22 protein-coding genes and 1 pseudogene are annotated in these 23,422 nt (G+C 37.5%); 12 read left to right on the forward strand and 11 right to left on the reverse strand.

Annotation, left to right across the window (positions count from 1 at the left end; genetic code table 11):
- Positions 1-27 precede the first annotated feature (27 nt).
- The 9 genes from ACTWQL_RS22815 to ACTWQL_RS22855 form a co-directional block, all read right to left on the reverse strand.
- Positions 28-1,344, reverse strand: coding sequence for a TRAP transporter large permease (locus tag ACTWQL_RS22815; protein WP_443144669.1), 1,317 nt, complete (start codon positions 1,342-1,344; stop codon positions 28-30).
- Positions 1,344-1,844 carry a TRAP transporter small permease gene (locus ACTWQL_RS22820; protein ID WP_443144670.1) on the reverse strand — a complete coding sequence of 167 codons (501 nt, stop codon included), beginning with the start codon at positions 1,842-1,844 and terminating at the stop codon, positions 1,344-1,346. Before ACTWQL_RS22820 ends, ACTWQL_RS22815 begins: the two co-directional genes overlap by 1 nt.
- 79 nt (positions 1,845-1,923) lie before the next feature.
- Positions 1,924-2,577 (reverse strand): 3-oxoacid CoA-transferase subunit B, encoded by a 654-nt coding sequence (locus tag ACTWQL_RS22825; RefSeq protein ID WP_443144671.1) that lies wholly within the window; start codon positions 2,575-2,577, stop codon positions 1,924-1,926.
- Complete coding sequence (locus ACTWQL_RS22830; RefSeq protein ID WP_443144672.1) at positions 2,570-3,262, reverse strand: CoA transferase subunit A; 693 nt, start codon at positions 3,260-3,262, stop codon at positions 2,570-2,572. Before ACTWQL_RS22830 ends, ACTWQL_RS22825 begins: the two co-directional genes overlap by 8 nt.
- Positions 3,259-4,104, reverse strand: a complete 846-nt coding sequence (locus ACTWQL_RS22835; protein ID WP_443144673.1) for an alpha/beta fold hydrolase — start codon at positions 4,102-4,104, stop codon at positions 3,259-3,261. The genes ACTWQL_RS22830 and ACTWQL_RS22835 overlap by 4 nt, the downstream gene beginning before the upstream one ends.
- Positions 4,105-4,125: 21 nt before the next feature.
- Positions 4,126-4,593 carry a DUF3237 domain-containing protein gene (locus ACTWQL_RS22840; protein WP_443144674.1) on the reverse strand — a complete coding sequence of 156 codons (468 nt, stop codon included), beginning with the start codon at positions 4,591-4,593 and terminating at the stop codon, positions 4,126-4,128.
- A gap of 3 nt (positions 4,594-4,596) precedes the next feature.
- Positions 4,597-5,724: a muconate/chloromuconate family cycloisomerase gene (locus ACTWQL_RS22845; RefSeq protein WP_443144675.1), complete on the reverse strand. Its 1,128-nt coding sequence runs from the start codon at positions 5,722-5,724 to the stop codon at positions 4,597-4,599.
- An 85-nt stretch (positions 5,725-5,809) separates the two neighbouring features.
- A complete protein-coding gene (locus ACTWQL_RS22850; protein ID WP_443144676.1) occupies positions 5,810-6,592 on the reverse strand; it encodes a dioxygenase family protein in 783 nt (260 codons plus the stop codon).
- Between the two features lie 40 nt (positions 6,593-6,632).
- The gene (locus ACTWQL_RS22855; RefSeq protein ID WP_443144677.1) at positions 6,633-7,655 is read right to left on the reverse strand and encodes a 3,4-dihydroxy-2-butanone-4-phosphate synthase; all 1,023 of its coding nucleotides are present in this window, start codon (positions 7,653-7,655) and stop codon (positions 6,633-6,635) included.
- Positions 7,656-7,941: 286 nt separating this feature from the next.
- Here ACTWQL_RS22855 and ACTWQL_RS22860 point away from each other — a divergent pair, with 286 nt between their 5' ends.
- Positions 7,942-9,252 (forward strand): DUF4139 domain-containing protein, encoded by a 1,311-nt coding sequence (locus ACTWQL_RS22860; RefSeq protein ID WP_443144678.1) that lies wholly within the window; start codon positions 7,942-7,944, stop codon positions 9,250-9,252.
- Between the two features lie 294 nt (positions 9,253-9,546).
- Here the strand turns inward: ACTWQL_RS22860 and ACTWQL_RS22865 are convergent, their stop codons facing one another.
- Together ACTWQL_RS22865 and ACTWQL_RS22870 are read right to left on the reverse strand one after the other, a co-directional pair.
- On the reverse strand, positions 9,547-9,774 hold the full coding sequence (locus ACTWQL_RS22865) for an ATP-binding protein (RefSeq protein WP_443144679.1): 228 nt from the start codon (positions 9,772-9,774) through the stop codon (positions 9,547-9,549).
- A 35-nt stretch (positions 9,775-9,809) separates the two neighbouring features.
- The gene (locus tag ACTWQL_RS22870; protein WP_443144680.1) at positions 9,810-10,022 is read right to left on the reverse strand and encodes a hypothetical protein; all 213 of its coding nucleotides are present in this window, start codon (positions 10,020-10,022) and stop codon (positions 9,810-9,812) included.
- Between the two features lie 150 nt (positions 10,023-10,172).
- Here ACTWQL_RS22870 and ACTWQL_RS22875 point away from each other — a divergent pair, with 150 nt between their 5' ends.
- From ACTWQL_RS22875 to ACTWQL_RS22925, 11 genes and pseudogenes are all read left to right on the forward strand, one after another.
- Positions 10,173-10,466 (forward strand): CotD family spore coat protein, encoded by a 294-nt coding sequence (locus ACTWQL_RS22875; protein ID WP_443144681.1) that lies wholly within the window; start codon positions 10,173-10,175, stop codon positions 10,464-10,466.
- Positions 10,467-11,141: 675 nt separating this feature from the next.
- The gene (locus ACTWQL_RS22880; RefSeq protein ID WP_443144682.1) at positions 11,142-11,582 is read left to right on the forward strand and encodes a hypothetical protein; all 441 of its coding nucleotides are present in this window, start codon (positions 11,142-11,144) and stop codon (positions 11,580-11,582) included.
- Between the two features lie 457 nt (positions 11,583-12,039).
- Positions 12,040-12,285, forward strand: coding sequence for a helix-turn-helix domain-containing protein (locus ACTWQL_RS22885; RefSeq protein WP_443144683.1), 246 nt, complete (start codon positions 12,040-12,042; stop codon positions 12,283-12,285).
- The gene (locus ACTWQL_RS22890) at positions 12,272-14,794 is read left to right on the forward strand and encodes a DNA cytosine methyltransferase (RefSeq protein WP_443144684.1); all 2,523 of its coding nucleotides are present in this window, start codon (positions 12,272-12,274) and stop codon (positions 14,792-14,794) included. Before ACTWQL_RS22885 ends, ACTWQL_RS22890 begins: the two co-directional genes overlap by 14 nt.
- A gap of 278 nt (positions 14,795-15,072) precedes the next feature.
- On the forward strand, positions 15,073-16,284 hold the full coding sequence (locus tag ACTWQL_RS22895; RefSeq protein ID WP_443144685.1) for a hypothetical protein: 1,212 nt from the start codon (positions 15,073-15,075) through the stop codon (positions 16,282-16,284).
- A gap of 228 nt (positions 16,285-16,512) precedes the next feature.
- A pseudogene (locus ACTWQL_RS22900) lies at positions 16,513-16,918 on the forward strand (IS3 family transposase); the annotation flags it as partial.
- A 243-nt stretch (positions 16,919-17,161) separates the two neighbouring features.
- Positions 17,162-17,488, forward strand: coding sequence for a nucleoside triphosphate pyrophosphohydrolase (locus ACTWQL_RS22905; RefSeq protein WP_443144686.1), 327 nt, complete (start codon positions 17,162-17,164; stop codon positions 17,486-17,488).
- Positions 17,481-19,919, forward strand: a complete 2,439-nt coding sequence (locus ACTWQL_RS22910) for a DEAD/DEAH box helicase family protein (protein ID WP_443144687.1) — start codon at positions 17,481-17,483, stop codon at positions 19,917-19,919. The genes ACTWQL_RS22905 and ACTWQL_RS22910 overlap by 8 nt, the downstream gene beginning before the upstream one ends.
- Before the next feature lie 15 nt (positions 19,920-19,934).
- Positions 19,935-20,357, forward strand: coding sequence for a hypothetical protein (locus tag ACTWQL_RS22915; RefSeq protein ID WP_443144688.1), 423 nt, complete (start codon positions 19,935-19,937; stop codon positions 20,355-20,357).
- A gap of 27 nt (positions 20,358-20,384) precedes the next feature.
- Positions 20,385-22,826, forward strand: coding sequence for an AAA family ATPase (locus tag ACTWQL_RS22920; RefSeq protein WP_443144689.1), 2,442 nt, complete (start codon positions 20,385-20,387; stop codon positions 22,824-22,826).
- Positions 22,801-23,373 (forward strand): 5-methylcytosine restriction system specificity protein McrC, encoded by a 573-nt coding sequence (locus ACTWQL_RS22925; RefSeq protein WP_443144690.1) that lies wholly within the window; start codon positions 22,801-22,803, stop codon positions 23,371-23,373. Before ACTWQL_RS22920 ends, ACTWQL_RS22925 begins: the two co-directional genes overlap by 26 nt.
- Positions 23,374-23,422: the final 49 nt, after the last annotated feature.

Below are 23,422 nucleotides of genomic sequence, written 5' to 3' on the forward strand. Positions count from 1 at the left end.
TCTGATTTTCCTTCCTACAATTACTTGTTATTGAATGAGGCTTGGCAGCCAAAGTGAAAGCGAAGGGAAGAGGATCAGTATGAGCATCAGTATCCCATTCAATAGTATGAAAGGGATGACCGATTTATAAATCTGTACCATTGTAATCGAATCATCAGGCACAACAGCCTTCATTGCAAATAGATCCATTCCGAATGGTGGCGTTATGGTAGCCATTTGCATGTTAAGCAACATGATGACACCAAACCATAAAGGATCGAATCCCATGCCACCAGCGATAGGCATCAATACTGGGAGGGTCATCATCATGATCGAAAGGGGCTCCATAAAACATCCCAGAATCAATAAGGAGATCTGTAACAGAATTAAAATGACCAAAGGTGGGTAATTCAAATTGCTTACGAGTTGGACGAGCCCCTGGGTGACCCCTGTATAGCTCAAGATCTGTCCGAATGTGGTTGAACCGACAATGATCATGAAAATCATGACACTCGACTTGAAGGTCCCAGTCAATGAATCCCGGATGCTTTTCCATGTGAGTCCGCCATAAAAATAGGATAGGATGACAGTCCCGATAGCTCCTAATGCTGCACTTTGTGTAGGTGTTCCAAATCCTAAAATGATGACACCTAATAGGAGGAATACGATGATCCCTAATGGGAGTATGTATTTTATTGTATCCATGATTTTTTCAGACAATGGAATCTTTTCTACATCATAAGTTGGGGCGAGGCCTGGTTGTAAAAAGTTGCGAATGACGATGTATAAGAAAAATAACGTTGCTAATAAAATACCTGGCAGTACGATTGCAATTAAAAAATGACCGACAGGTATAGAAGCTAATGAAGCTAATAAAATACCCAATGCTGTAGGTGGGATCATGGTAGCCAGCCCGGCACTGCCGAGAATCGGACCGACTGACATCGCATGACTATAGCCTTTCTTCTGCATATCCGATACCAATAGGGAACCCAATAGGGCGGTACTGGCTACGCTTGAACCGCTGAGTACCGAAAAAAAGGAACCACTTCCGACCGCAACAATGCTTAATCGACCAGGCAAACGACCAAACCACTTACCGATTGTTTCGAATACTTTCACCCCAAGTCCTGTCCTGAACATGATTTCTCCCATTAAAATGAACATCGGGATAGGCAATAAGGAGAATTTTGATACAGAATCGAAAATATTCAAGACAAGCTGATTGATTCCAGCGGTACCATTCCAAAGCAACATAGCGCCTACCAAATTGACTGTCAAGAACGAAAATGCGATTGGCAATCCGATGATAAAGAGCAAAAAAAGGGATCCGAATATGAAAAAGATGACGAGCCACCAATCCATTACGTCCTACTCCTTATCCCTATTTTTGGTACAATTTTTATAAGGTTTCTTAAAAATTGTACTGACAAAAGCATAAAACCGATAGGTATGATGACAATCAATAAATAACGTGGGATTTGGAGAATAGCATCTGTATGGACCCCTTTGACGTACATCTTCAGAGTTGCAAGTAACCCAAAAACGGTGATGACCAATGAAATGCCAAAGCCAATAAGGGAGCTGATCAATCCGAATAGGTTCTTGAGTCGATCTGGTACGTGATTCAACATAAGGTCAAAGTGAATATGGCCCTCTTCCCTCAGTAACCAAGCTGCCCCTAAAAAGGTGAGAAACACCAACAGATACTCCGTAACTTCCAAAACCCAGGGGATGGATCGGTTTAATAGATTGGAAGTCAGCACATCAATAATGATCAATAGACCGATGATGACAAGGATGGATTTCCCGATCGAAGCCATCAGGTCTAATAAGACGTTGAAAAATCTACTTAGTTTAATCAATATGGACAACCTCCTTAAATCAAACTGTTAAACGACTACGAATATTACCAAGACGGAATCAGCGAATAATAGCATCGATTCACAATGGATTTACCTTTTGATGGAGTTGTCCACTTACTTGATAGGAAGCGGTAGTGTTGGCTTCGACTTCTTCAAGCGTTGTATCGCAAATCAATTCTGTAAGTTCATAACCATTTCCGTTCCATTTGAATAGGGCAAGATCCGTGATGATCATATCAGCTCGACGTGTCGAGGTGATGGGGTAGATACACTTGTCGACAAATTTAGGTGATCCGTCTTTGGCAACATGGTTGGTTGTGATGATGATTTTTTTTGCGCCGACAAGTAGATCCATAGCCCCGCCGACGCCGAGGATATCTTTTCCAGGTATCGCCCAATTCGCGACTCGCCCGTGAGAATCGACCTGAAGGGCACCAAGGATTGCCACATCTACGTGTCCGCCCCGTATCATCGCAAACGAATCGGCACTATGGAAATACGATGCACCAATGGCTTCACCGACTGGAAGTTTTCCGGCGTTGACGAGTAGCGGATCCACATCGTCCTCTTCGACATCGGTCACTCCAAGCAGACCATTTTCAGTGTGTAAATAATAGGTTTCTTCATCCAGATATTTCGCGACAAGAGTAGGAATTCCAATCCCCAAGTTGATGATGGAATGAGGAGTTAGTTGTTCAGCAGCTTTTTTGGCGATCAATTCTTTCTTATCCAATTTCCTTCACCCCTTCTTTCGTCAAGATCAAACGACTGGTGATGATGGCATCGACAAACAGATGAGGGGTTACGATTTCCTCAGGAGACAACTCTCTTTCTTCTACGATTTCATCAACTTCTGCGATGACATAGTCAGCAGCTGTTGCCATTACGGGATTAAAGTTTCGGGCGGTTTTATAGAATACGAGATTCCCTTTCGTATCGGATTTCCACGCGCGGATCAGCGCGACATCGGCTTTCAGGGGATTTTCGAGGAGGTAGGTTTCACCGTCGATCACCTTCGTTTCTTTCCCTTTCGCCAAATCCGTTCCAGCTGCCGTTTTGGTATAAAAGCCGCCAATTCCGGCTCCACCTGCACGAATGGCTTCTGAAAACGTTCCTTGAGGGAGCAACTCAAGCTTCAATTTACCATCGTTGTACCACTTCGCTACATCCCGGTTGCTTGTAAAATAGGATCCAACAGCTTTTTTAAGTTTTCCTTGTTGTAACAGTATCCCTAGACCTTTTCCACTTTCTCCGACATTGTTGCTGATGACTGTCAGTTCCCGAGCATCATGACGTGTAAGTTCATTGATCAGAGTCAGCGGACTTCCGATGAGACCGAATCCGCCAACCATCAAAATATCACCCGTTTTCACCTTCTGAATGGCATCTATAGGTTCCATTATTTTGGTAGCGCTCATGTGTTCACTCCTTTTCTTGATAAAAATCCCTGGATCTGTTGTGAGATTTCAGGTTGCCGATTGAAAACCAATTCATAATGATTGACTGGTGTGTATTCAATCATCGACTCCTGAAGGAAGTCTTTTGTTTTTGTATAGGAAGATTCCTGAAACAATGCCCTTTTGTTCCCCAATTGCCCGGTAGCAATAAGAAGGAAAATATCGCAATCGATTGAAGGGAATATGTTTTTCGGGTCAAATGCATAAAAGCTTTCAAAATCTTGTTCAAGTAAAGAAGGATCAGATTTATGTTCCCATGACTCTCCCTGACGCTTGAATTCATACCTTAAAATCTCTTCCATCGTATCTGTCCATTCAATGGACAAGCTTGTGTAAAGCTTCCTGGTTTCTTTCACATATTCTTCTGGAGAGGAGTAGCTTTTTTTCAACCGGTTCAACGAAGGGAGGACGAGTTCTCGTGTAACACTGTCCGCCTCTCCGGCACCATCTAACAAAATGAGTGCTTCAACATCAGATAGCCGGCTTGCTGCAATCGAGCCTATATAAGCCCCCATGGAGTAGCCCATGAAGATCGGTTTATCGATTTTCAACGTATCGATAAGGTCAAGAAGATCGTCCGCATGTGTAAATATCGATGTTTTTGCATCTGCTGGATCACTGTTCCCACGTCCACGGATGTCGTAACTGATAAATCGATAGGCCCCGGATAAAGCTTCCTTGTAATGATGGAATTGCAGGTGGTTCCCAGTAAGCCCGTGGATCCCTATGATCGTTCCTTTTTCACCAGGGGTATCATGGATATAGAAGGTTTGTCCCTTTTTAGTCGTTACATATTGTCCCATTCATTGACTCTTCCTTTCTTTCTAATCGACGGTATAAATCGAGTAGTTGACTCTTCCGGGAAGTCTGATGCCTCGAGATACGAAAATCCTGCGGTTCAGCCAGTCATATTTTGGTGAAGCTGTTTCAAAGATCGGAGAGGTTCGGAAATAATAGTCATCAGGGTCGACAAATTCATTGTTATCCAGCCTTAGCAAGGTCTCAGGTTCACCAGTACGGATACCACGGTAGGTCATCATAATGAGATCTCCTTCTCCCGTTTTTAATAGAATCCGAACATCTTGAATTATCGTTCCGTCTTCGCGGACAGTAATCCAATCATCGCCGCCAGGAATGACATCAGCATTCAGTTGATCTCCCCGTAAAGCTCCACCTGACACTCTGATGATTCTGCGGTTTCCAATAGGGGTGTTTCCAGGAAGATGGGCATCCTCTACAGTCAATTCCATGTCACATAGAAACGATAATGAGGGAGGTGGTAAATGTTCCATGATTCACTGCTCCTTTTCGATCTTTCTTCTATACTTAGACACTTTCTCTTCGTCCAGTTCAATTCCTAGTCCGGGTCGATCGGGAACGTGTATAAAACCATCTTTAATAGAGAGTGGTTCCCTCACTGGATCGTCGGCGAGCCAATCAGGGCCAAATAGTTCACATCCGTAGTTGAGATTCGGGATGGAACCATAGGCATGAAGGCAAGCTGCTGTACCGATTGAACTTTCGAGGGAAGTTCCGCCGAAACATGGGATGCCAGCTGCTTCTGCGATCCCTGCAATCTTGACTGTATTTTTCATGCCACCGAACTTGTGGATCTTTAAGGAAAAGATATCTGATGCCTTTTCTTTCGCAAGGCGTAAGGCGTCTTGAGGTGAAGCCAGGCTCTCATCAGCCATGATCGGCACTTTTTTCATTGAAGAAAGCAGGGCTGCGCCATTGATATCCTGTGGCGGAAGCGGTTGTTCAAGGAAATCGATGCCTGCTTCAAAAAATGCATCCATCCATTTCATCGTGGTCAGCAGGTCCCATGAACCGTTTGGATCGATACCAATGGTAGAATGGCTCCTCAGGCCATCAGCAATACGGATGGAACGTCTTGCATCATCTTCAGGCGCTTCTTTCCCAGATTTCGTTTTGAATGTCTGATAATGACCTGATAAGACGGCATCCTTTCCTTCTTCAATATCACCTTCAGGGGTTCCAGAAGCCAGCGCCCAGCGTACCGGAATTTTGTGTTGATGAAGCCCACCTAACAACTGATGGACTGGAACGCCATACATTTTTCCTAAGGCATCAAAAAGGGCCATTTCTATGGTAGCTTTGGCAAAAGCATTCCCACGGATATGACGTTCTAATAGTTGTAGTACCTTTTCAACATAAGTCGGATCTTCCTCCAGTAATAGAGGAACAGCATACTGGTCGATAACGAGTTTCATCGTTTCGACACTTTCACCATTCCACCAGATCCCAGGAGTGGTACCTTCCCCAATCCCGATGAGCCCGTTACTTAATTCCAATCGAAGGAGAACAAAACTCTTCGAAGAGACCTGGACTGTTGAAAACTGGTGTGGACGTTTGATCGGAATATCGAGTATTTCCGTGGTTAGGCTTTTTATCTTTGACATGTATAACCTCCATTTTTATCAACTGCAAACAAAAAAGGGGAGGGGACATCAAAAATGTCCCATACCCATGCAGGTGCTTATTTTCTTATTCAGGGCGCATCACAAAGTTAAGGGAAGCTTCCTTATAATCGCCTTTATCCACCAGCTTCGTCATCAGGTCTCCCCTGACACCGTCAGCCACATCCGTTTCGAGCCATTCATCCCCTTCAAAGAAAACCTGGGTGATAAGGGTTTCATGACCTTCCGCTTCGAATTTTAAGTGAAGGTGAGCTGGACGCATCGGATGCTGGTCCAAATACTCAAGGAATTCTCCCGTAGGACCATCGGTTGGAATCGGATATGGCAGCGGTACAATGGTCTTCACTTCGAAATCTCCATTCTCATCTGTGTAGAAATGCCCACGTAGGTTATATCTAGGTGCGTCAGAATCAAAGCCGGAATATTTAGCAGACTGATCGTTATGCCACATTTCCACATGTGCATTTGCCAGTGGTTTGCCCTCAGTATTGCTTAATTTCCCGGAAAAATAGAATGTTTCTCCTGGTTCATCCGGCCGTTGTGTCAAAACGAATGGTTGACCTTGCTGTTTTTCTAACAAAGGGGAACCTTCAATGAAAAAAGGACCTAATAAAGATGGCTGTGTTCCCGGCTTGTCTGTATACATGGATCTCAACACATGTGTTTCGAAGAAAACATCTGCAAAGAGAGGCAGCTCGCCAGCTCGTCCCAACCGATCAGCCCATTTGACAAAGTTCGTATATTCTTCGTGGTTAAGCTTCGCCTCATTTAAAAATTCTTGGATGTGCTTGATAAACAATTGAAATACTTCTTCCACCCGTTCATTCTTTTTGACAGCTTGTTTTTGCATAAATTGATTCCTCCTTATAAATTATAGAGCGCTTTCAATTTTAATGGATTGAAAGGGCTCTTCCTTCTGAAATCAGGTGAGTACCGGTCACTGGATCTGTATGGTAAGTTTCATTTTCGAAAAGTTGCCTCAATTGACTGACAATGAGATTTTTGTAGTTTGATGGAATGGAAGATGTATCATTTCTTTGATAGATGACACAGTCAAGTTCTCCATTGAGCATGCTGACTAAATGGCCTTTTAGATGTTTAGGGCAGTTACATTTGTTTTTTAACCCTAATAGATCACCAACGAGACATTCCTGATAAAAGATCATGTTCGTGGTCGGTGAACTTGTCGGATTCAAGTAAACAGTCAATGGTGTTGGTGAAATTTCATTTTTGACCCGATAGACGTTCAATGGGTGGTTGAACATGGAGAACTTCGTTTGTTCAATGATTTCCATTGAATTATGTTCTTGTAAGTACCTTTCAATGATTTCACTGATCTTTATGATATCTAGTCCATGGTCATACGCTAATTCATTGACTTCTTTCTGATTTGCAACTTCACCGGATTTATTCAGGATTTCACACACATAGGTAGTAGGTTCATAGTCTGGATCATTCTTCATGGAACGTGCCAATATAATTGAAGCATCCGCAATCCCAGCATTTCTTACTAAATTTGTTTCATTGCTGACTAAAGGGAAGATATGGCCTGGTCGTTTGAAGTCTTCAGGATTGGTTGTGCAATTTATATTTCTTATGGTATCCGCACGTTCAAAGGCAGAAATTCCTGTTGTGGAGGTTTTGAAATCAATGGAGACGGTCATGTTATTGAATGGGTTTTCGGAAAAACTATTACCATTCTTGAGGAAAGGCAATTGAAGACTTTCGGCTATTTTTTCAGTGATACAACAATAGATGAGGCCTTTCCCAAACTTCGCCATAAAATTGACGTCGTCTGCCGTTGCATAATCTCCTAATCCCATGAGAAAACTTGTCTGTGTGGATACATTGTCAAAAATGATGGTAAGCGTATCCTTTAAAATGTTATGGCGATTCAATTTCTTACGTTGCATGAGTTTCCCCCTCTCAAACCTTGTTGGCTGTCCTTTATAAAAACCTTGTATCATTTTGTTGCCATACTAACTGATCCAGCCTTTCACTCAGAACAAAAAGTATTTACAATATTTAAAATTTACAGAAATTAATTCGGTAACTTTATGATATAAAAGAGGAAAAAGCATCACAATATACGATTGGTTTTAAAAAATCCAACGTTTTTGTACGAATCGTATGGTTTTTATATGTGGGAGTGGAACACCATTTTCTGCTATTATAAGAGAAAAGGGGAGGCGTTTGAACATGACCTATCATTCATACAGCAAGGATGCAGAAGAACTGGCATTGACGATTTACAACGACGGGTTTGGTGTCGTAAAAGAAAAACGAAAAGTCAACTTGACAGGTGAGGAAACAGAAATCCAATACCTCGATGTCGCGCAGTTGATCGAAACCGATTCGATCCTCGTCGAAGGACTGAATATCCTTGAACTGAACTACGATTATGACCTTGTGAGTAAATCGAAACTGCTTGAGAAATACATAGACCAGAACGTGTTTTTATACGATAAGGAGAAAAATGAACGGAAGGAATACCGGCTCTTAAGTGTCGCAAGCGGTATTGTTCTTGAAAATACAAAAACGAAAGAAATCATCCTCGATCCGAAAGAGGAACTGATTTTGCCGAAGCTGCCAGGCGAACTGATCGTCAAACCAGCATTGATATGGAAAATTAAACCTTCAAAAAACGATCAAATCAATGTATCATACCTTACAAAGGGAATGGAATGGGAATCCAACTATGTCGTCGAACTGAAAGAAAAGACGTTCAATCTATCCGGCTGGGTGAACATACAGAACAACGCAGGAACAACCTTCGCTAATGTAAAAGTGAAGCTCATTGCCGGGGATGTGAACCGGGTTGAGGATGGAGACGTCATCGGTTTAGAAGATCACGTGCTATACGCCCAAGTCGATTATAGCGAAAAACCATCCTTTGAAGAACAAAGCTTTGCCGATTACCACATGTACACGCTGCAGCATAAAACCACACTCAAAAACAATCAGTCCAAGCAAATCAACTTCATCCAGGTAGAAGAAATTCCATATAAACGCTACTATTCATTCAACCATTACAATGATAAAGCCGAAATAAAGATTGAATTCGAAAATAAACAAGCACAAAAATTAGGATTGCCATTGCCAAAAGGAAAAGTGAAAGTCTATCAAGAAGACATTAAGGACGGAAGCCTGGAATTCATCGGGGAAGACCGGATCGACCACACACCGAAAAACGAAACCGTAGAACTCTATCTCGGAGATGCCTTCGACATCGTCTGTGAAGGAAACGAGATTGATAGCTATAAAGATGAAAAAGGCATCCGCACTGTAGAATGGGAATACACCATCAAAAATAACAAAGAAGAACAAGCCCTGATGAAAATCACACACGATATCTACGACAGAAACTGGACAATGAAAGACACAAGCCATGAGTATAAAAAAGAAACATCGAATAAAATTGTTTTTTGGGTGGAAGTGGCAGCAGATACAGTTGAGGAAGTTACATTTGAGTATGAGGTGGATGAAAGAATCTATATTACAAAAAGTTAGACTTACTAATCCAACCATAGTTTAGAATTAAACTAGGTGAACAATATCATAAATTACAGCAAAAACTTTTGGGGACAACATTCCATCACTTTTATATAGATTTAGAACAATTTGAATATATGGGTAAATGTGATCGTCAAGTAAAATGAAACAGTTTTTGATGATTAATTTGGAACACTTTCTTGGTCAAATAGGGTTCTTCAATGTTTCATTCTGTAACTACACCGTTCAAATGAATGATTTCTACGCGGTAAAGGGCGTTATCTAAAATGGCTGTAGTGATAGCTGGATCTCCTAATAGCTCCCCCATTCCTTCGGTGCATTATTTAACGTCAATATAATCGATGTCTGATGATGCAAGTCATTGAATAAATGAATGAATAGATTCGCTTCCTGTTGATCCATCGCCATAAACATCAGGTCATCAATGATGACTAAATCTGCTTGGCTGATTCGCCACAATTTTACTTTTGATTTCCTTGTGATTTCTTCCGCTTTCAAGGCCTGGACAAGGTCGCCCATTGAAATGAATATAACTTTAAATCCTTTCTGTATCGCTAGGATCCCGAGCGGCCAGGTGGGTTTTCCCCCACATCCAGCGGTCCTAGAAACACGAGGTTATACATTTGCTCAATCCATGTGAGGTCGGACAGTTGGTTGAACTGCTTTTTGCTAAGGGATTGCTGTTGTTTTGTCAATATCAACGCTTCACTAACTCTTAATCCGCAGCCAAATAATATTCGGAAAAAAACAGGTAGTATATACTTCATTGTAGATTCACCTTTCACTTCAACTTCTCCTCCAAAGATGGGTGATTTATTTAATTTTGATGTAAAAAGGCGAATGTCTTAGACAAGTCTCATAGATCTCTCATACATTATTACAAAGCTTTTACTAATTCATAAAGGAGAATCTATGAGATGCATTGTCATAAACCTCAAATGATGTGTCCGGTGGTCCATCCACCGAAGAAGTGTGTCAAGCAATTTTGCCATTACAAAGTCGTGCCCCATATCCATCCAGTGATCGAGGAACACGTACACCACAATATCATACAGCACAAGCATATGCAGAAACATTGTAAAAAATCTTGCTGTACGACTCAGCACAAGCATTGCATGGTCCCACCGCGCCCTAAATGCGGTTGTCACCACGGTGGCTATGGTGGCCACGGTGGCTATGGTGGAGGCTACGGAGGCGGTTGGGACTGGTAATTCGTTAAAGCGGACCAAGATTATTCGGTTCGCTTTTTCTTAATGGTTTAGAAAACCCCTGGCTATGCCGGGGGTTCCAAAGAGCTTATAGCGTGGTAATAAAAAAACCTCACTTCATGGTAGGATAAAGTTGGTTTCCCGACCACTTCATCTCACCATAGAAGGAGGAGTGCCCAATGAAGGTCCACTATTTAGGTTAAGTTGGTCATAATCAACCTTTTCAACATATGGTAACCTTTTTATCATGATTCAACAGCTCTCATAAAAAATGTAACCATCACCCTTGATTTAGCACTCATTTATAGTCTTCCCTCAAAGCGTTTTAGAACCTTCTTTAGCTGGTCTAGATCTCTTTGCGGTTCTTCTATTACTATACTTATTAAAGTTGTGTTTGACAAAGTATTTACAGACTTTGCTTTCCCATTAGTCATTTCACTAGTTATTATAAGATTATTTATTACTCTGGATAACATCTCTCTTACATCTTGTGGTTATGTAGTATCACTTTGTTACTTTATCGTAACTATTTTAAAAGGAAGAAATTTTTTGAGCTACTTCTTCAATTTTTTATGTTAAACAAAGAACATGATAGTGAACATTTGGCAAAGATTATGTGATAAAATGAGTAGAGACTTGGTAAATAAATTGGTGCTTTTTAATTATGGGGAAATTTAGATGGAAAGTAGTTATGAAAAAGGTGTTTTAAATTTTTTCAATGAATCATTGTTTTATGAGGTGATGTCTTTGATTGAATCAGAGGAAATGGAAATGATGCAAAAAGCATATTGTCAGCTTTATGAAATTGAAAATCGATTGCGAAGCTACATATCAGGAAAAATGTTGGAGGAATATGGACCTTGCTGGTTTTTGAAAGCTCCTAAACAATTTAATCGTAAACCGCCCAGGGCCAAAGTCCAAAACCTTAATCTCCATGAGTTGGAAAGATCCTTACTTCGTCTTTACCCACCTTTTCAAGAACTTCCCGATGACTTCTTTTTAAAGCTTCGTATTTTATATCCTATCCGAAATCAAATCGCTCATAGCAAGTGTTTAGGAAAGGATCAGGTTGACTCCTTATCGGAATGCCATACCTACCTAATTAATCAACTTTCGTGATGATTGTGGTCAAAACTATCCGATTAAACCTATGTGAACAAAGTCATAGGATTACTGCATAATAGGGAATATTTGAAGTGTTTTGGAAAACTTTCTGCCTGTTGATTGGTAGTGCTTTTAAACTCGAGATTCTTATTTTTTGTATTGCGGGAACAAATGGACTGTAAAAAACACCATTGGGACGATAGATTGATCATAGGGTACTTTTACATTTGGTTATGGAGATGTTATCAGGTTGTAAAGATAGTGCAGAGTTAATAGTTAAGATTATTCCAGAGTGTAGAATTCCTTTTTGTTTTAAGTGAGCTTAATTATTATTCAATATTAGACTTATGATAAAAAGAAGTTTTCGTAATCAAATGCGAAATTCTATTGTCAGGATTGTTAATAGTGATATAATTTCATAGATTATAACAATAGTACATTTTAAGGATTTTGTCTTGGTAGGAGGGTTACAATGGCTGTTTCGTATAACCGATCGTGGAAATTACTTATAGATAAAAAAATGAGTGTTGCTGACTTACGTAAGGCTACCAAAATTACACCCAACACCATTACTAGAATGAGAAAAGACCAAGAAGTGACATTGTCGGTGTTGGAAAAGGTATGCGATGTTCTTCAGGTTGATTTTGGAGACATCATTGAATATGCAAAATCGGATGAACTGCATCAAATGGAGGAAAACAACAGTGCTAAAAGATAAAAGTCTGACTTATGTAACATTATTCAGTTCTGCAGGGGTCGGCTGCTATGGCTTTCAGTCGGAAGATTATCACTGTATCGCTACCAATGAGATTATTTCGAGGCGTATGGATGTACAAAGAGCAAATAATAAATGTGAGTACGATACTGGGTATATTGATGGTGATATTACATCTGTAGATATCAAGAACAAGATTTATAAAGAAATAGATAGATGGAAAGAAAAAGGAAATGATCGGGTAGATGTTATTTTTGCCACACCACCATGCCAGGGGATTAGTGTCACCAATCATAAAAAAAATAAGAAAGAGATTGATCGAAACAGTTTAGTTGTTGAATCTATTGAGATTGTCAAAAATATTAGGCCACGCTTCTTCATTTTTGAGAATGTAATGGCTTTCCAGAAAACAGCATGTATTACTCCTGATGAAAGAGTGGTTCCCATAGGTGAGTACATAAGGGAAGCTCTTGGGCAGGATTATATTATTACTGGACGTATTATGAATTTTATGAATTATGGGTCAAATTCATCGAGAACCCGTTCATTAATGATAGGAGTAGATAAATCATATAGAAACAATATCACTCCGTATGAATTGTATCCGAATTACCGAAGTGAGAAGACGCTTCGTGATGTGATTTTTAATCTTCCACGTCTGGAATGGGGAGAAATTAATGGCGCTGATTTCTACCATGCTTTCAGAACCTATGATTCTAAAATGCGTGATTGGATTCATGATTTGAAAGAGGGAGAGTCTGCATTTGATAACGAGGATCCTTTGAAACGACCACATCGAATTGTAGATGGAAAGATTGTAGAAAACATTCGTAAAAACAGAGATAAATATACTAGACAGCCGTGGGATAGATTCGTTCAGTGCGTACAAACAAGAAATGACCAGCTTGCTGCTCAGAATACTATTCATCCCGAACAGGACAGAGTTTATAGTATTCGTGAGCTGATGGAAATGATGACAGTTCCTTCAGATTTTAGATGGGTAAATTTGGATTTTGATGAATTAAATAATCTTCCATTAAAAGAAAAGAAAGAATTATATAAAGCACACGAAATGAACATTCGTCAGTGTTTGGGGGAGGCTGTACCAACAGAAATAATGCGTCAGATTGCACATAACATCAAAGATTGTTTGTCAAGGAAGCGTTGTGAACCTATAAATATAAATAGGATAATCGCTGATAACTCTCTTGTTGATCGAGAGAATTTAAGAGAGTTCTTGACAAATAATCCTCTTGATTTGGATGTAGCATCTCTTATGAGAATAACTGAACTTTGCAATGCACGGAGAGTAGAGAATGCTGCTTTTTACACCAATAAGTTCATTGTAAATGAGATCATGGGAAGTTTACCGACATTTTCAAAAGACGAAATTCGCATTTTAGAACCTTCCGTAGGTGCAGGTAGTTTTTTACCATTTTTGTTTAAAAAGTATGAGAGTGTTCCTCATGTCATATTAGATGTTGTTGACATAGATGAAGCGAGTATAGAGACACTAAATATACTGCTAGAAAGAACTGAAATTCCACAGAACTTTACTATTAATCGAATTTGTCATGATTTTTTAACATTGGATATATCATGTAGATATGACCTCTCCGTTGGAAACCCTCCTTTCTCAAAATTGAAAGGGCGTTCGCCGGAATTGGAACAGCATATAGCAAAAAATGCAAATAAAAAGACAAAAAATTTATCGGAAATGTTTTTAGAGAAATGTATGAGGCATAGTGACTGTGTAGCTCTTGTTTTGAACAAAACCATTTTGAGTACGGGTGAATTTGCTGAAACAAGGGATTTGCTTAGTAAAATGAGGATAGACAGTATTATTGATTTTGGTAGATATGGTTTCACAGGTGTTTCGATTGAAACTATGTGTTTAGTAGTATACCCAAGGAAAAAACCAAAGGATACTACAGTTTATAGCATGAAATACAACAAAAGGTATATTCAAAAACAATCGTACATTACTGATAAAAAATATCCTTACTTTATTATCTATAGAGATAAAGAATTTGATGCTGTTGCGAATAAACTTGATTTTGATGTGTTTACTGTTTTTCGAGATAGACAGATTACTAAATCGATTACAAGCGTAACAAAGGGGAAAGACTCTCTATGGGTAATTAAGGCAAAGAATATTAATGATGATGGACTCGGAGTGACACACATTGAAGACTATGATGTGTACTTACAGAAGCAAGCGGCTGAAAGTCTTTCAGCTTATAAATTTGTTAATGATACTAGCGTATATCTCACTCCGAACATGACCTACAATCCTCGAGTAATAGAAAATATTCCAAATACTATTGCTGATGGTTCAGTTGCTATATTAATTCCCAAAACATTGTTTCGGTTGACAGCAAAGCAAAAATCTTTTTTTTCATCCAAAGAATATAGAAGATTTTACGCTATTGCAAGGAACTTATCCACACAGTCAATCAATGTGGATAAAACCAGTGTTTTTTTCTATGGGGTGCTAAAAGATGACATATAAAATATTAAAAAAAAAGCATTGGAAATTGTGGCTGAAAGTCATTCAGGGTAAAAATTGTTTATGATTTAAGCAATATATTTGACGCGGAACCCTCAGGTGATAGGAAATATTACCAAAATTATTACTGAGCGTTCCGTTACGGTATTAAATCCAAAATTTAGTAAAACATAAATCTTTTTTCATTAATGAATAAGGCGATTTTACAGTATTGCAAGAAACTTTCTACACTGTCACTTAATATCGATAAGACCAGTGTTTACTTCTATGGGGGATAAGAGATGTCATATAGAATGTTAGAAGCATTTATAAATGAACATAATTATGATGTTCGTGTATCAGGAAATGGCAGATGGATTGACCAAAAGTGCGCCTTAGATGCAGTTTGTTTTGTAGCTGATTGTATTGTTGATTATATCCAGAATGGTGGAAAACAGCCTTTTAAATCTCCAGACATTTGGAAATCAGATTATGCTATCACTAATGTTCAGCATATATTTGGAAAACCAAACCCGTTGATTCTGACCACACTTGATGAGTATAATAAATTTTTTCGTCAACCGATGAAAATGCTTGCAGCTGCCGGAGTTCTTAGAGAGGATGGAATTGTAAATAACACAATTCAATTTAGTGTTGAGAGAACAGAGGTTCTTGAATATATCGCATTACGTGAGCGGAATTCTTTTGATTTTTTGTGTCTTTATATAGAAAAAACACTTCTTGATAGTGGTTTATGGTATAGTTTTGAATCTTTTTTTGAGCAACAGACAAAAGTATCCCTACAAGAATTGAAAAATATATTTTCAAATTTTTGTATTCGCTATACTCCTATAAATACACCAGTAGAGGCAAATAGAATCTTCAATAAAGTGTTGAATCCACTAGCTTGCAAATTCCATAAGAAAGGTACTTTTAGAGGTAGACTTTCTCCATCCATGATGACATATAATAAAATCATGTATAATCAAACAAACTGGCGGGATGATGCCGTTGGAAAGGATAAGAATGTTGCTCGTGGGGACTTTGCCCCTTCACCGGAGAATGATCTAATGTATGAATACAGAGTTACACGAGCAATGAAATATCTCCGTCAATTTAATGATAAGTATAATGAAGGGAAATCTGAGGTATTGGATAAATTCTCTGTAGGAGAAATAGCAACTCACATGCATCACATTTTCCCTAAAAATCAATTTGAGGAAATTGCAGATTATATAGAGAATCTTATTGCATTGACCAGCGGACAGCATTTACAAAGAGCACACCCGAATGGTAATACATCAGTTATCGATCCGGGATATCAGTACACTTGTCTTATCGCAAAGACTGAAAGTATTAGAAAAAATATTTTAAGTAATCATGGTGAGCCGGTCATCTATAAATTTGATGCTTTTATGTATGTTTTGGATGTTGGTTTAAGAACAGATTATTTTGAGTCATTAGCTTACTGTGATTTTAATTCTGTTTTAACAGGTATAGAATTTAATTATTGAAGACCCAAATAATATGATTGATTATTAGGGGCAATTTGGCACTATGAGGATTTAGACTTATACAAAATTATAAACATCAGTGGCATAAAATTGTCGGATATAGAAGTGAAATTTGTGTCTGTTAATGCTTTCTGAATTAAAAAATATTACACTATTCCCTAAGTTTAAAATGTACCCTATATAGTAGACACACTTAAAAAAGTCTACCTATAGGGTCTTTCTTGTATAATGACTTGTAGACAACATATAGAGACGGGTGAAAACCAGATTAGTTAAAATGCTTATTACAGATAAAGTGATTAAGCTACTAAAAGCGAATCACTACATAAAATCGTTAGCTCAAAGGGTATCACTTATACAGACGAGTTCAAGCGAATTTTTATAAAGGAAAACTACGACAGTTCTTGGCCTAGCTAGAATCAATGCAGATAGCAAGAGGTGGAAAGGTCGGGCTTACCGATACTAGAGTTGACAACTTGGGGGAACCTAGAGAATGATAACTGACTCTTGAGGAACAGAAGACACGTTTAGAAGCACAAATCAATTTACTGAAAGCAGAAAATGAACTACTAAAAAAGATCCGTTTCGAGGAAAGGGAGCTAAAGAAGTATACTTACCTCCAAGCTACGATTTCGGTACCTGACCCCCACCACGTTAACACTTTAGATAAGGGTCAGGTTTAGATACATGATTTCTACCGATTAAATTAACCGGTATTAAATAATAACCTCATATAGATACACTACGGTGATCCGTATCATAAATATACTTTTATAAAGTGTTTCTCTTAGTATTCATACTTCTATTTTATGTGGTTATGTTATGATCTTGTTAAGTCTTTATGCTGTTATTAGTTAAAAATATGAGGAGGTAAAGTATGCCAACCTACAACAAACTAGTTCGTGATCGCATCCCAGAGATTCTTGAAAACAAAGGTTTAAATTACAATACTCGTCTGATGGAAGCGGATGAGTATAAAGTTGAGTTACGAGAGAAGTTAAAAGAAGAATTAAATGAGTATTTAGAAGCGAGTGATGATCCTTCATCCATTGAGGAGCTTGCTGATATTCTAGAACTGATTCAATCTTTAACTAAAATACATAATTCTTCTATTGAAGTACTCGAAGCTGTTCGGAAGCAAAAAGCAGAAAAGCGTGGAGGATTTCAAGAGCGTATTTTCTTGATTGATGTTGAGGATGAGTAAAGTAAAGTTAATAACCGATAGATTGATAGACAATTTACAGCAAGAGGTCCAGAGTTCAGATATTATCTATATTCTGACCTCTTTTGTTATGAAATCTGGGGTAAAACTTATTAAACCTTATTTGGAAGATGCGATTGAGCGTGGTGCAGAAATAAAGCTATGTGCTGGTGATTATCTTTACATAACCCAACCCAATGCGTTAGAGATTCTTAACTTTATAAATGGACTTGAGGTGAGACTATGGAGAAGCAGAGGAAAATCTTTTCATCCGAAAGCTTATTTGTTTGGTCAAAGTAATGATCAAAATGAAGGTTCTTTTATAATTGGGTCATCTAATCTATCAGCTTCTGCGTTAACAAAAGGGGTAGAGTGGAATTTATACATGAATAAATCGGTAGAACCTTTAAGTTATCAGGAAGTTATGGATATGTACTTAAAGACTTTTTATCATGAAGATACGGTTCCAGTAAATGCTGAAACAATAAAGAGGTACCGTGAAGAATATGAAAAATTCCATGCTACTCATAATGTTGCGAAGAAATGGTCGGAACAAGAAGAAACGGAATTAATGTATTCAAATGATCCGAAGAGCGATGAAGTAAATGATGAGCCAACCACTTATGAAGTTGAGATAAGTAAGGAGGAAGAAATAACTCCACGACCTGCACAGAAGGATGCCCTAACTGCACTGGAAACCACGTTTGAAGAAAACTATAACAAGTCGATGGTCGTGATGGCAACTGGCCTGGGGAAAACTTATCTTGCAGGTTTTTTTGCGAGGAATTTTAATCGGGTATTGTTTGTGGCACACCGTGAAGAAATTCTTTATCAGGCGAAGAAGTCTTTTCTACATATTATGCCGGAAAAACCTGCTGGGATTTACAATGCAAAGAACAAAGAAACAGAATGTGATTTTGTCATTGCGTCTGTTTTTACCATTGGTACGGACCATAACCTCAAGAATTTCTCACGAGATCATTTTGATTTAATCGTTGTGGATGAATTTCACCATGCAGCTGCCAACTCTTATCAAAAAGTCATCCAGCATTTTGGACCAAAATTTTTATTGGGAATTACCGCTACACCAGACCGTATGGATAATAAAGATGTATATGGATTATGTGAGGGGAATGTGGCCTACCAACTTCATTTTATAGAAGCAATTGAAAACGAATGGTTAACCCCATTTAAATATTTTGGTGTTTATGACGATACGGATTATTCATCTATTACATGGCTAGGAAATAAATATGATCAGGAAAAGTTATTACTTGCTCAATTAAGAGATGATTTAGCTGACAGAATATTAAATGCCTGGTTAGAACATCGCCAAACAAGAACACTCGCTTTTTGTTCCTCAATTAAACAGGCGGACTTTTTAACGTATTATTTTAATAAAAATGGTTATCGTACTATAAGTTTGAATTCAAAGAACAAAAACATCTCCCGTAAGGAAGCGATACAGAAATTAACCAATCAAGAAATTGATATTATTTTTACGGTAGACCTCTTTAATGAGGGTGTGGATATTCCATCAGTAGATACGTTGTTATTTGCAAGACCTACTGAATCACTAACCATATTTACGCAACAAGTAGGAAGAGGCTTACGCCTTCATGATGGAAAAGAGTATTGTCATATCATTGATTTGATCGGTAACTACCGAAATGCAGATATTAAGATGAGTTTATTTGATCGGGATCCTCAACCGGATAAAGGAAAAGCACCAGCCATTCCTCAAGTACCAAGAAATTGTGAACTCAATTTAGATTTAAATGTAATCGACTTGTTGAAAGAACTCCAAAGAAAACGACAACCTCGTAAAGAAAAATTACACGGGGCTTATTTGAATTTAAAGGAAGAGTTAGGCCATCGCCCAACTTACCTGGAGCTGCACCTGTATGGTAGTTCCAACAGTAAAGAATATAAACAAGAATTCAAATCCTATCCAGGCTTCCTATCATGGGCAAATGAATTAAATGAAAAAGAAGAACAAGTTCTCACTAGACATGAAAAATGGATAAAAGAAGTTGAAGGTACAGGAATGGCGAAAAGCTATAAAATGATTGTTCTCTTATATATGCTCAATCGTGGAATTGAAAATTGGACATTACCTGTAACACCCAGGGAAATTGCACCTTTCTTTCATCACTATCTAACTGAAAAAGACTATCGCAAAAATATCGATTTTTCCGATAAAAACTCTCAGCGACTATGGAAGTATGACGAAAAGAAAGTAAGTAAATTAATAGCAGACATGCCAATGAGTAAATGGTCCGGCAGCTCAGATAATTTAGTGTCATTTGATGGAGAGATGTTTAAATTGGAGTTCGATGTGTTAAAGGAAGATAATGAGACCTTATACGAATGGACCAAACAAATATGCGAATACCGATTACATGAACATTTTGAACGGAAAGGGAGTAAATAAATTGGAGATTAATAAATGGATTTAAATATTGAAAAGTTTGTACAAGAACAGAGAATTAAAGAATTATCTAAAAAGTTACTAGAATCAAAGACGGATACTTTTGCTCTAACCTATCTAAAAGAGATCACATCTATAAAAGAGCTTAGGAAAATAAGAGCCTTTTTACAATGTCAAAAAAGAGAAATCGGGAATAATTTTGCTGCTGTTGCTATTTTTATTTCTGCTTTTGCATTAATATTTTCAGGGATAGATAAATTATTTATAAAAATCCCTTATTTTTATCCCATTAGTATTATTATTTTTGGCGTAATAATTACGTGGATTGTTATAAAGGATGGAGTATCATTTATAAACAACACTAATGAACATAACAGTAAAATTGAGTATTTATTATGGTTAATAGATGAAGAAGTTAACGAAAGAAATGCTAGGTTTTAAAACCTTTGTATAAGGAGGAGACGAATAATGAACCACTGGATCTTTCAAGGAAATCCTAAACAATTTAACGTTGATGATTACATAAAAAATAATGAAGTACTTACATGGGGAGTTAGACAAAAGCATTATGTAGAAAAAATAAACATTGGGGATAAAGTATTTATTTGGCGTTCTGATGGTGGGAAAAAGAACACTGGTGGAATAATTGCTCATGCTGAAGTCACTTCAGAAGTATTTGAAGAAGATGAAATTAAGGTTGAATTAAAAATATTTGAGTACCGATTAACTGAAAAAGAAGGCATGTTACTAAGACATAAGTTGAAAGAAATACCAGAAACAATGAACTTAAATATTATTAAATTAGCTACGGGTACCAATTTTTTTATAGAAGAAGATGAATATAAACGGATTTTAAACCTTTGGAAGAAACCTAGCATCGTGGATGAAGGATTAAAATTATCTATCCTAGATAAATATTTGCGGCTCTTCGCACTAGAAGGAACAGAACAACTAACTAATAATGAGTATATTCAAAGTAGCTATGATTTTTTTAGAAATTTTAGTAAGCGTTCTCACTTAGAAGAGTTAGAGTGGGAAGATGTGCAAGAAATAGGTAATCATGTTAATGCATTCCGAATGGGAATTGCAAGAAAACGTGCATTAGGATATATGAATGCATCCATAGAAAAATATCGAAATAGTTTCATCTATTTAATTCATGGAGAAGATCCTATAAAAGAGAAAATAGACCGTTTTCTAACGGACGAAAAATATAAATTATTTGGGTTTGGGCATAGTGTGGTAAGTGAAATGCTCGGAAACATTTTTCCTGAGGAATTTTGTTTTTATAATCAACGAGATAAAGTAGCTGTCGAAAATGTTCTGGAGATTGTTCCTAATTACTCGCGTGGAGATACATATGGGGAAAAGTTTTTAAAATTCCAAGATTCTCTAAAACGTGAAGGTATTGCTGAAAAGTATGAAAAAATTGTCGGAAAGAGAACTAATTTGCCGATTTATTTTGAAATAGATCAGTTTCTTAGCTTTCTTTATGAAAATTTTAGTAAGGAAGATGGAGAACTACCAGAGGTGGCAGAGCCTAAATATTGGGTGATTGCAGCGGGTGAGGGAATTATGAGGTGGGAAGACTTCCATACAAATAGTCATATTGCAATCGGGTGGAAGGAACTCGGGGATCTCAGGCAATATGAAAGTAAAGCAGATATAATGGAAGCACTAATTGAAGTTTATCAATTTGAAGGAAAACCACATAATGATGCTCATGCAAACTACCAATTTTGTTATGAAATGCAGGTAGGGGACTTTGTATTTGTTAAACGTGGGAATAGTCAAGTTATAGGTTACGGAAAAATAGTTGGTGAGTATAAATATGATGACACGATACAATCTGATTATCGATCAACTAGACAAGTAGAATGGAGCAATGTTGGGGAATGGAACTTTCCTGGATTACCTACAAAAACGTTAACTGAATTGACCATGTATGAGGATGCTGTTCAAAAGCTTTTAGATTTGATAAGTGAAAAGCATGACTATTCCGCAACTCCTTCAAGAAACTCTGTAGTTCATGAACGACCAATATATGAAACTCAACAGTTCTTATACGAAGTATTCATGACAGAAGATCAGGCAGAAGATATTAAAGAGGCTTTAGAGTACAAGAAAAACATTATTTTACAAGGCCCCCCAGGGGTTGGAAAAACGTTCGTTGCAAAACGATTAGCATATTTACATATGCGTGAAAAGGACCCTAGTAAAGTAGAAATGATCCAGTTCCATCAATCATATACCTACGAGGATTTTATTCGAGGACATAAATCAAATGATACAGGAAGTTTTTCTTTAAAAGATGGTGTTTTTTATAATTTTTGCAAAAATGCTATTGATGATCCTGAAAGTAACTACTACATGATTATTGATGAAATTAATAGAGGAAATTTATCTAAAATATTTGGCGAACTTATGATGCTTATAGAGGCAGATAAACGTGGAAAAGAGTTTGCAATAAAATTAGCGTACAACGAGAATGAGGAAATATTCTTTATACCCAAAAATCTATACCTGATAGGTACAATGAATACTGCAGACCGTTCTTTAGCACTAGTCGATTATGCACTGAGAAGGAGATTTACATTTATTTCTTTACAGCCAGCATTCAGTAACGAAAAATTTCAGGATTTTCTGCGTAACAAAAATATCAGCCAAGGTTTAATTGATAAAGTTATAACTTCTATAACTGAAATAAATAATGAGATTAGTAAGGATACTATTAATTTAGGTAAAGGATATGAAATCGGCCATAGTTATTTTTGCCCTACAACAGAAACTATACAGGATGAACAAAATTGGTTAGATCGAATAATTAGATTGGAAGTGGCTCCACTACTCCGTGAATACTGGTTTGATCAGGAGGATAAAGTAAATGGACTCCTTGAAAAGTTTAACTAAAATCCCTGTAAAAAATATTTATTACATGCTGTGTTATGCATGGAACAGGCTAGAAGAAAAAGAGGATGTTTATGTCTCAAGGGCAGATGAAAAAGATATTTATCATCTACTATCCAGGATATTATTAAACCGACTACGAGTTTTAATTAAGCGGGGGTTTTACAAAGAATACACAAATATGGAAGAAGAAACTTCGACCATTCGTGGAAGGATCAATTTTCCTCAATCGTTGAATGAATTATCTTTTAAGAAAGCTAGAATGTATTGTCAATTTGATGAAATGACTCATAACATTTTACACAATCAAATTATCAAAACTACCCTTTATGATTTATTGAAGACTCCTCAAACTGATAAAAAATTAAAGGAAGATATTCAACAGCTATATCATTACTTTCGAGATATTGATTTATTAAAACTAAGTTCTAAAATGTTTAATGAAGTTAAAATTCATCGCAGTAATTCCTATTATATAAATGTCAATGATAATATGTACACTTTTGACGATTTTAGAATGTACACTTTTGTTCATTTTCTTAAGGGTTGATGATCCCTACCTAACGTTTAAAGTTAGGCAGGGGGTTCCTTTGAGACTA

The sequence above is a fragment of the Pseudalkalibacillus sp. R45 genome (genome assembly GCF_052246725.1).
Lineage (GTDB): Bacteria > Bacillota > Bacilli > Bacillales > Fictibacillaceae > Pseudalkalibacillus.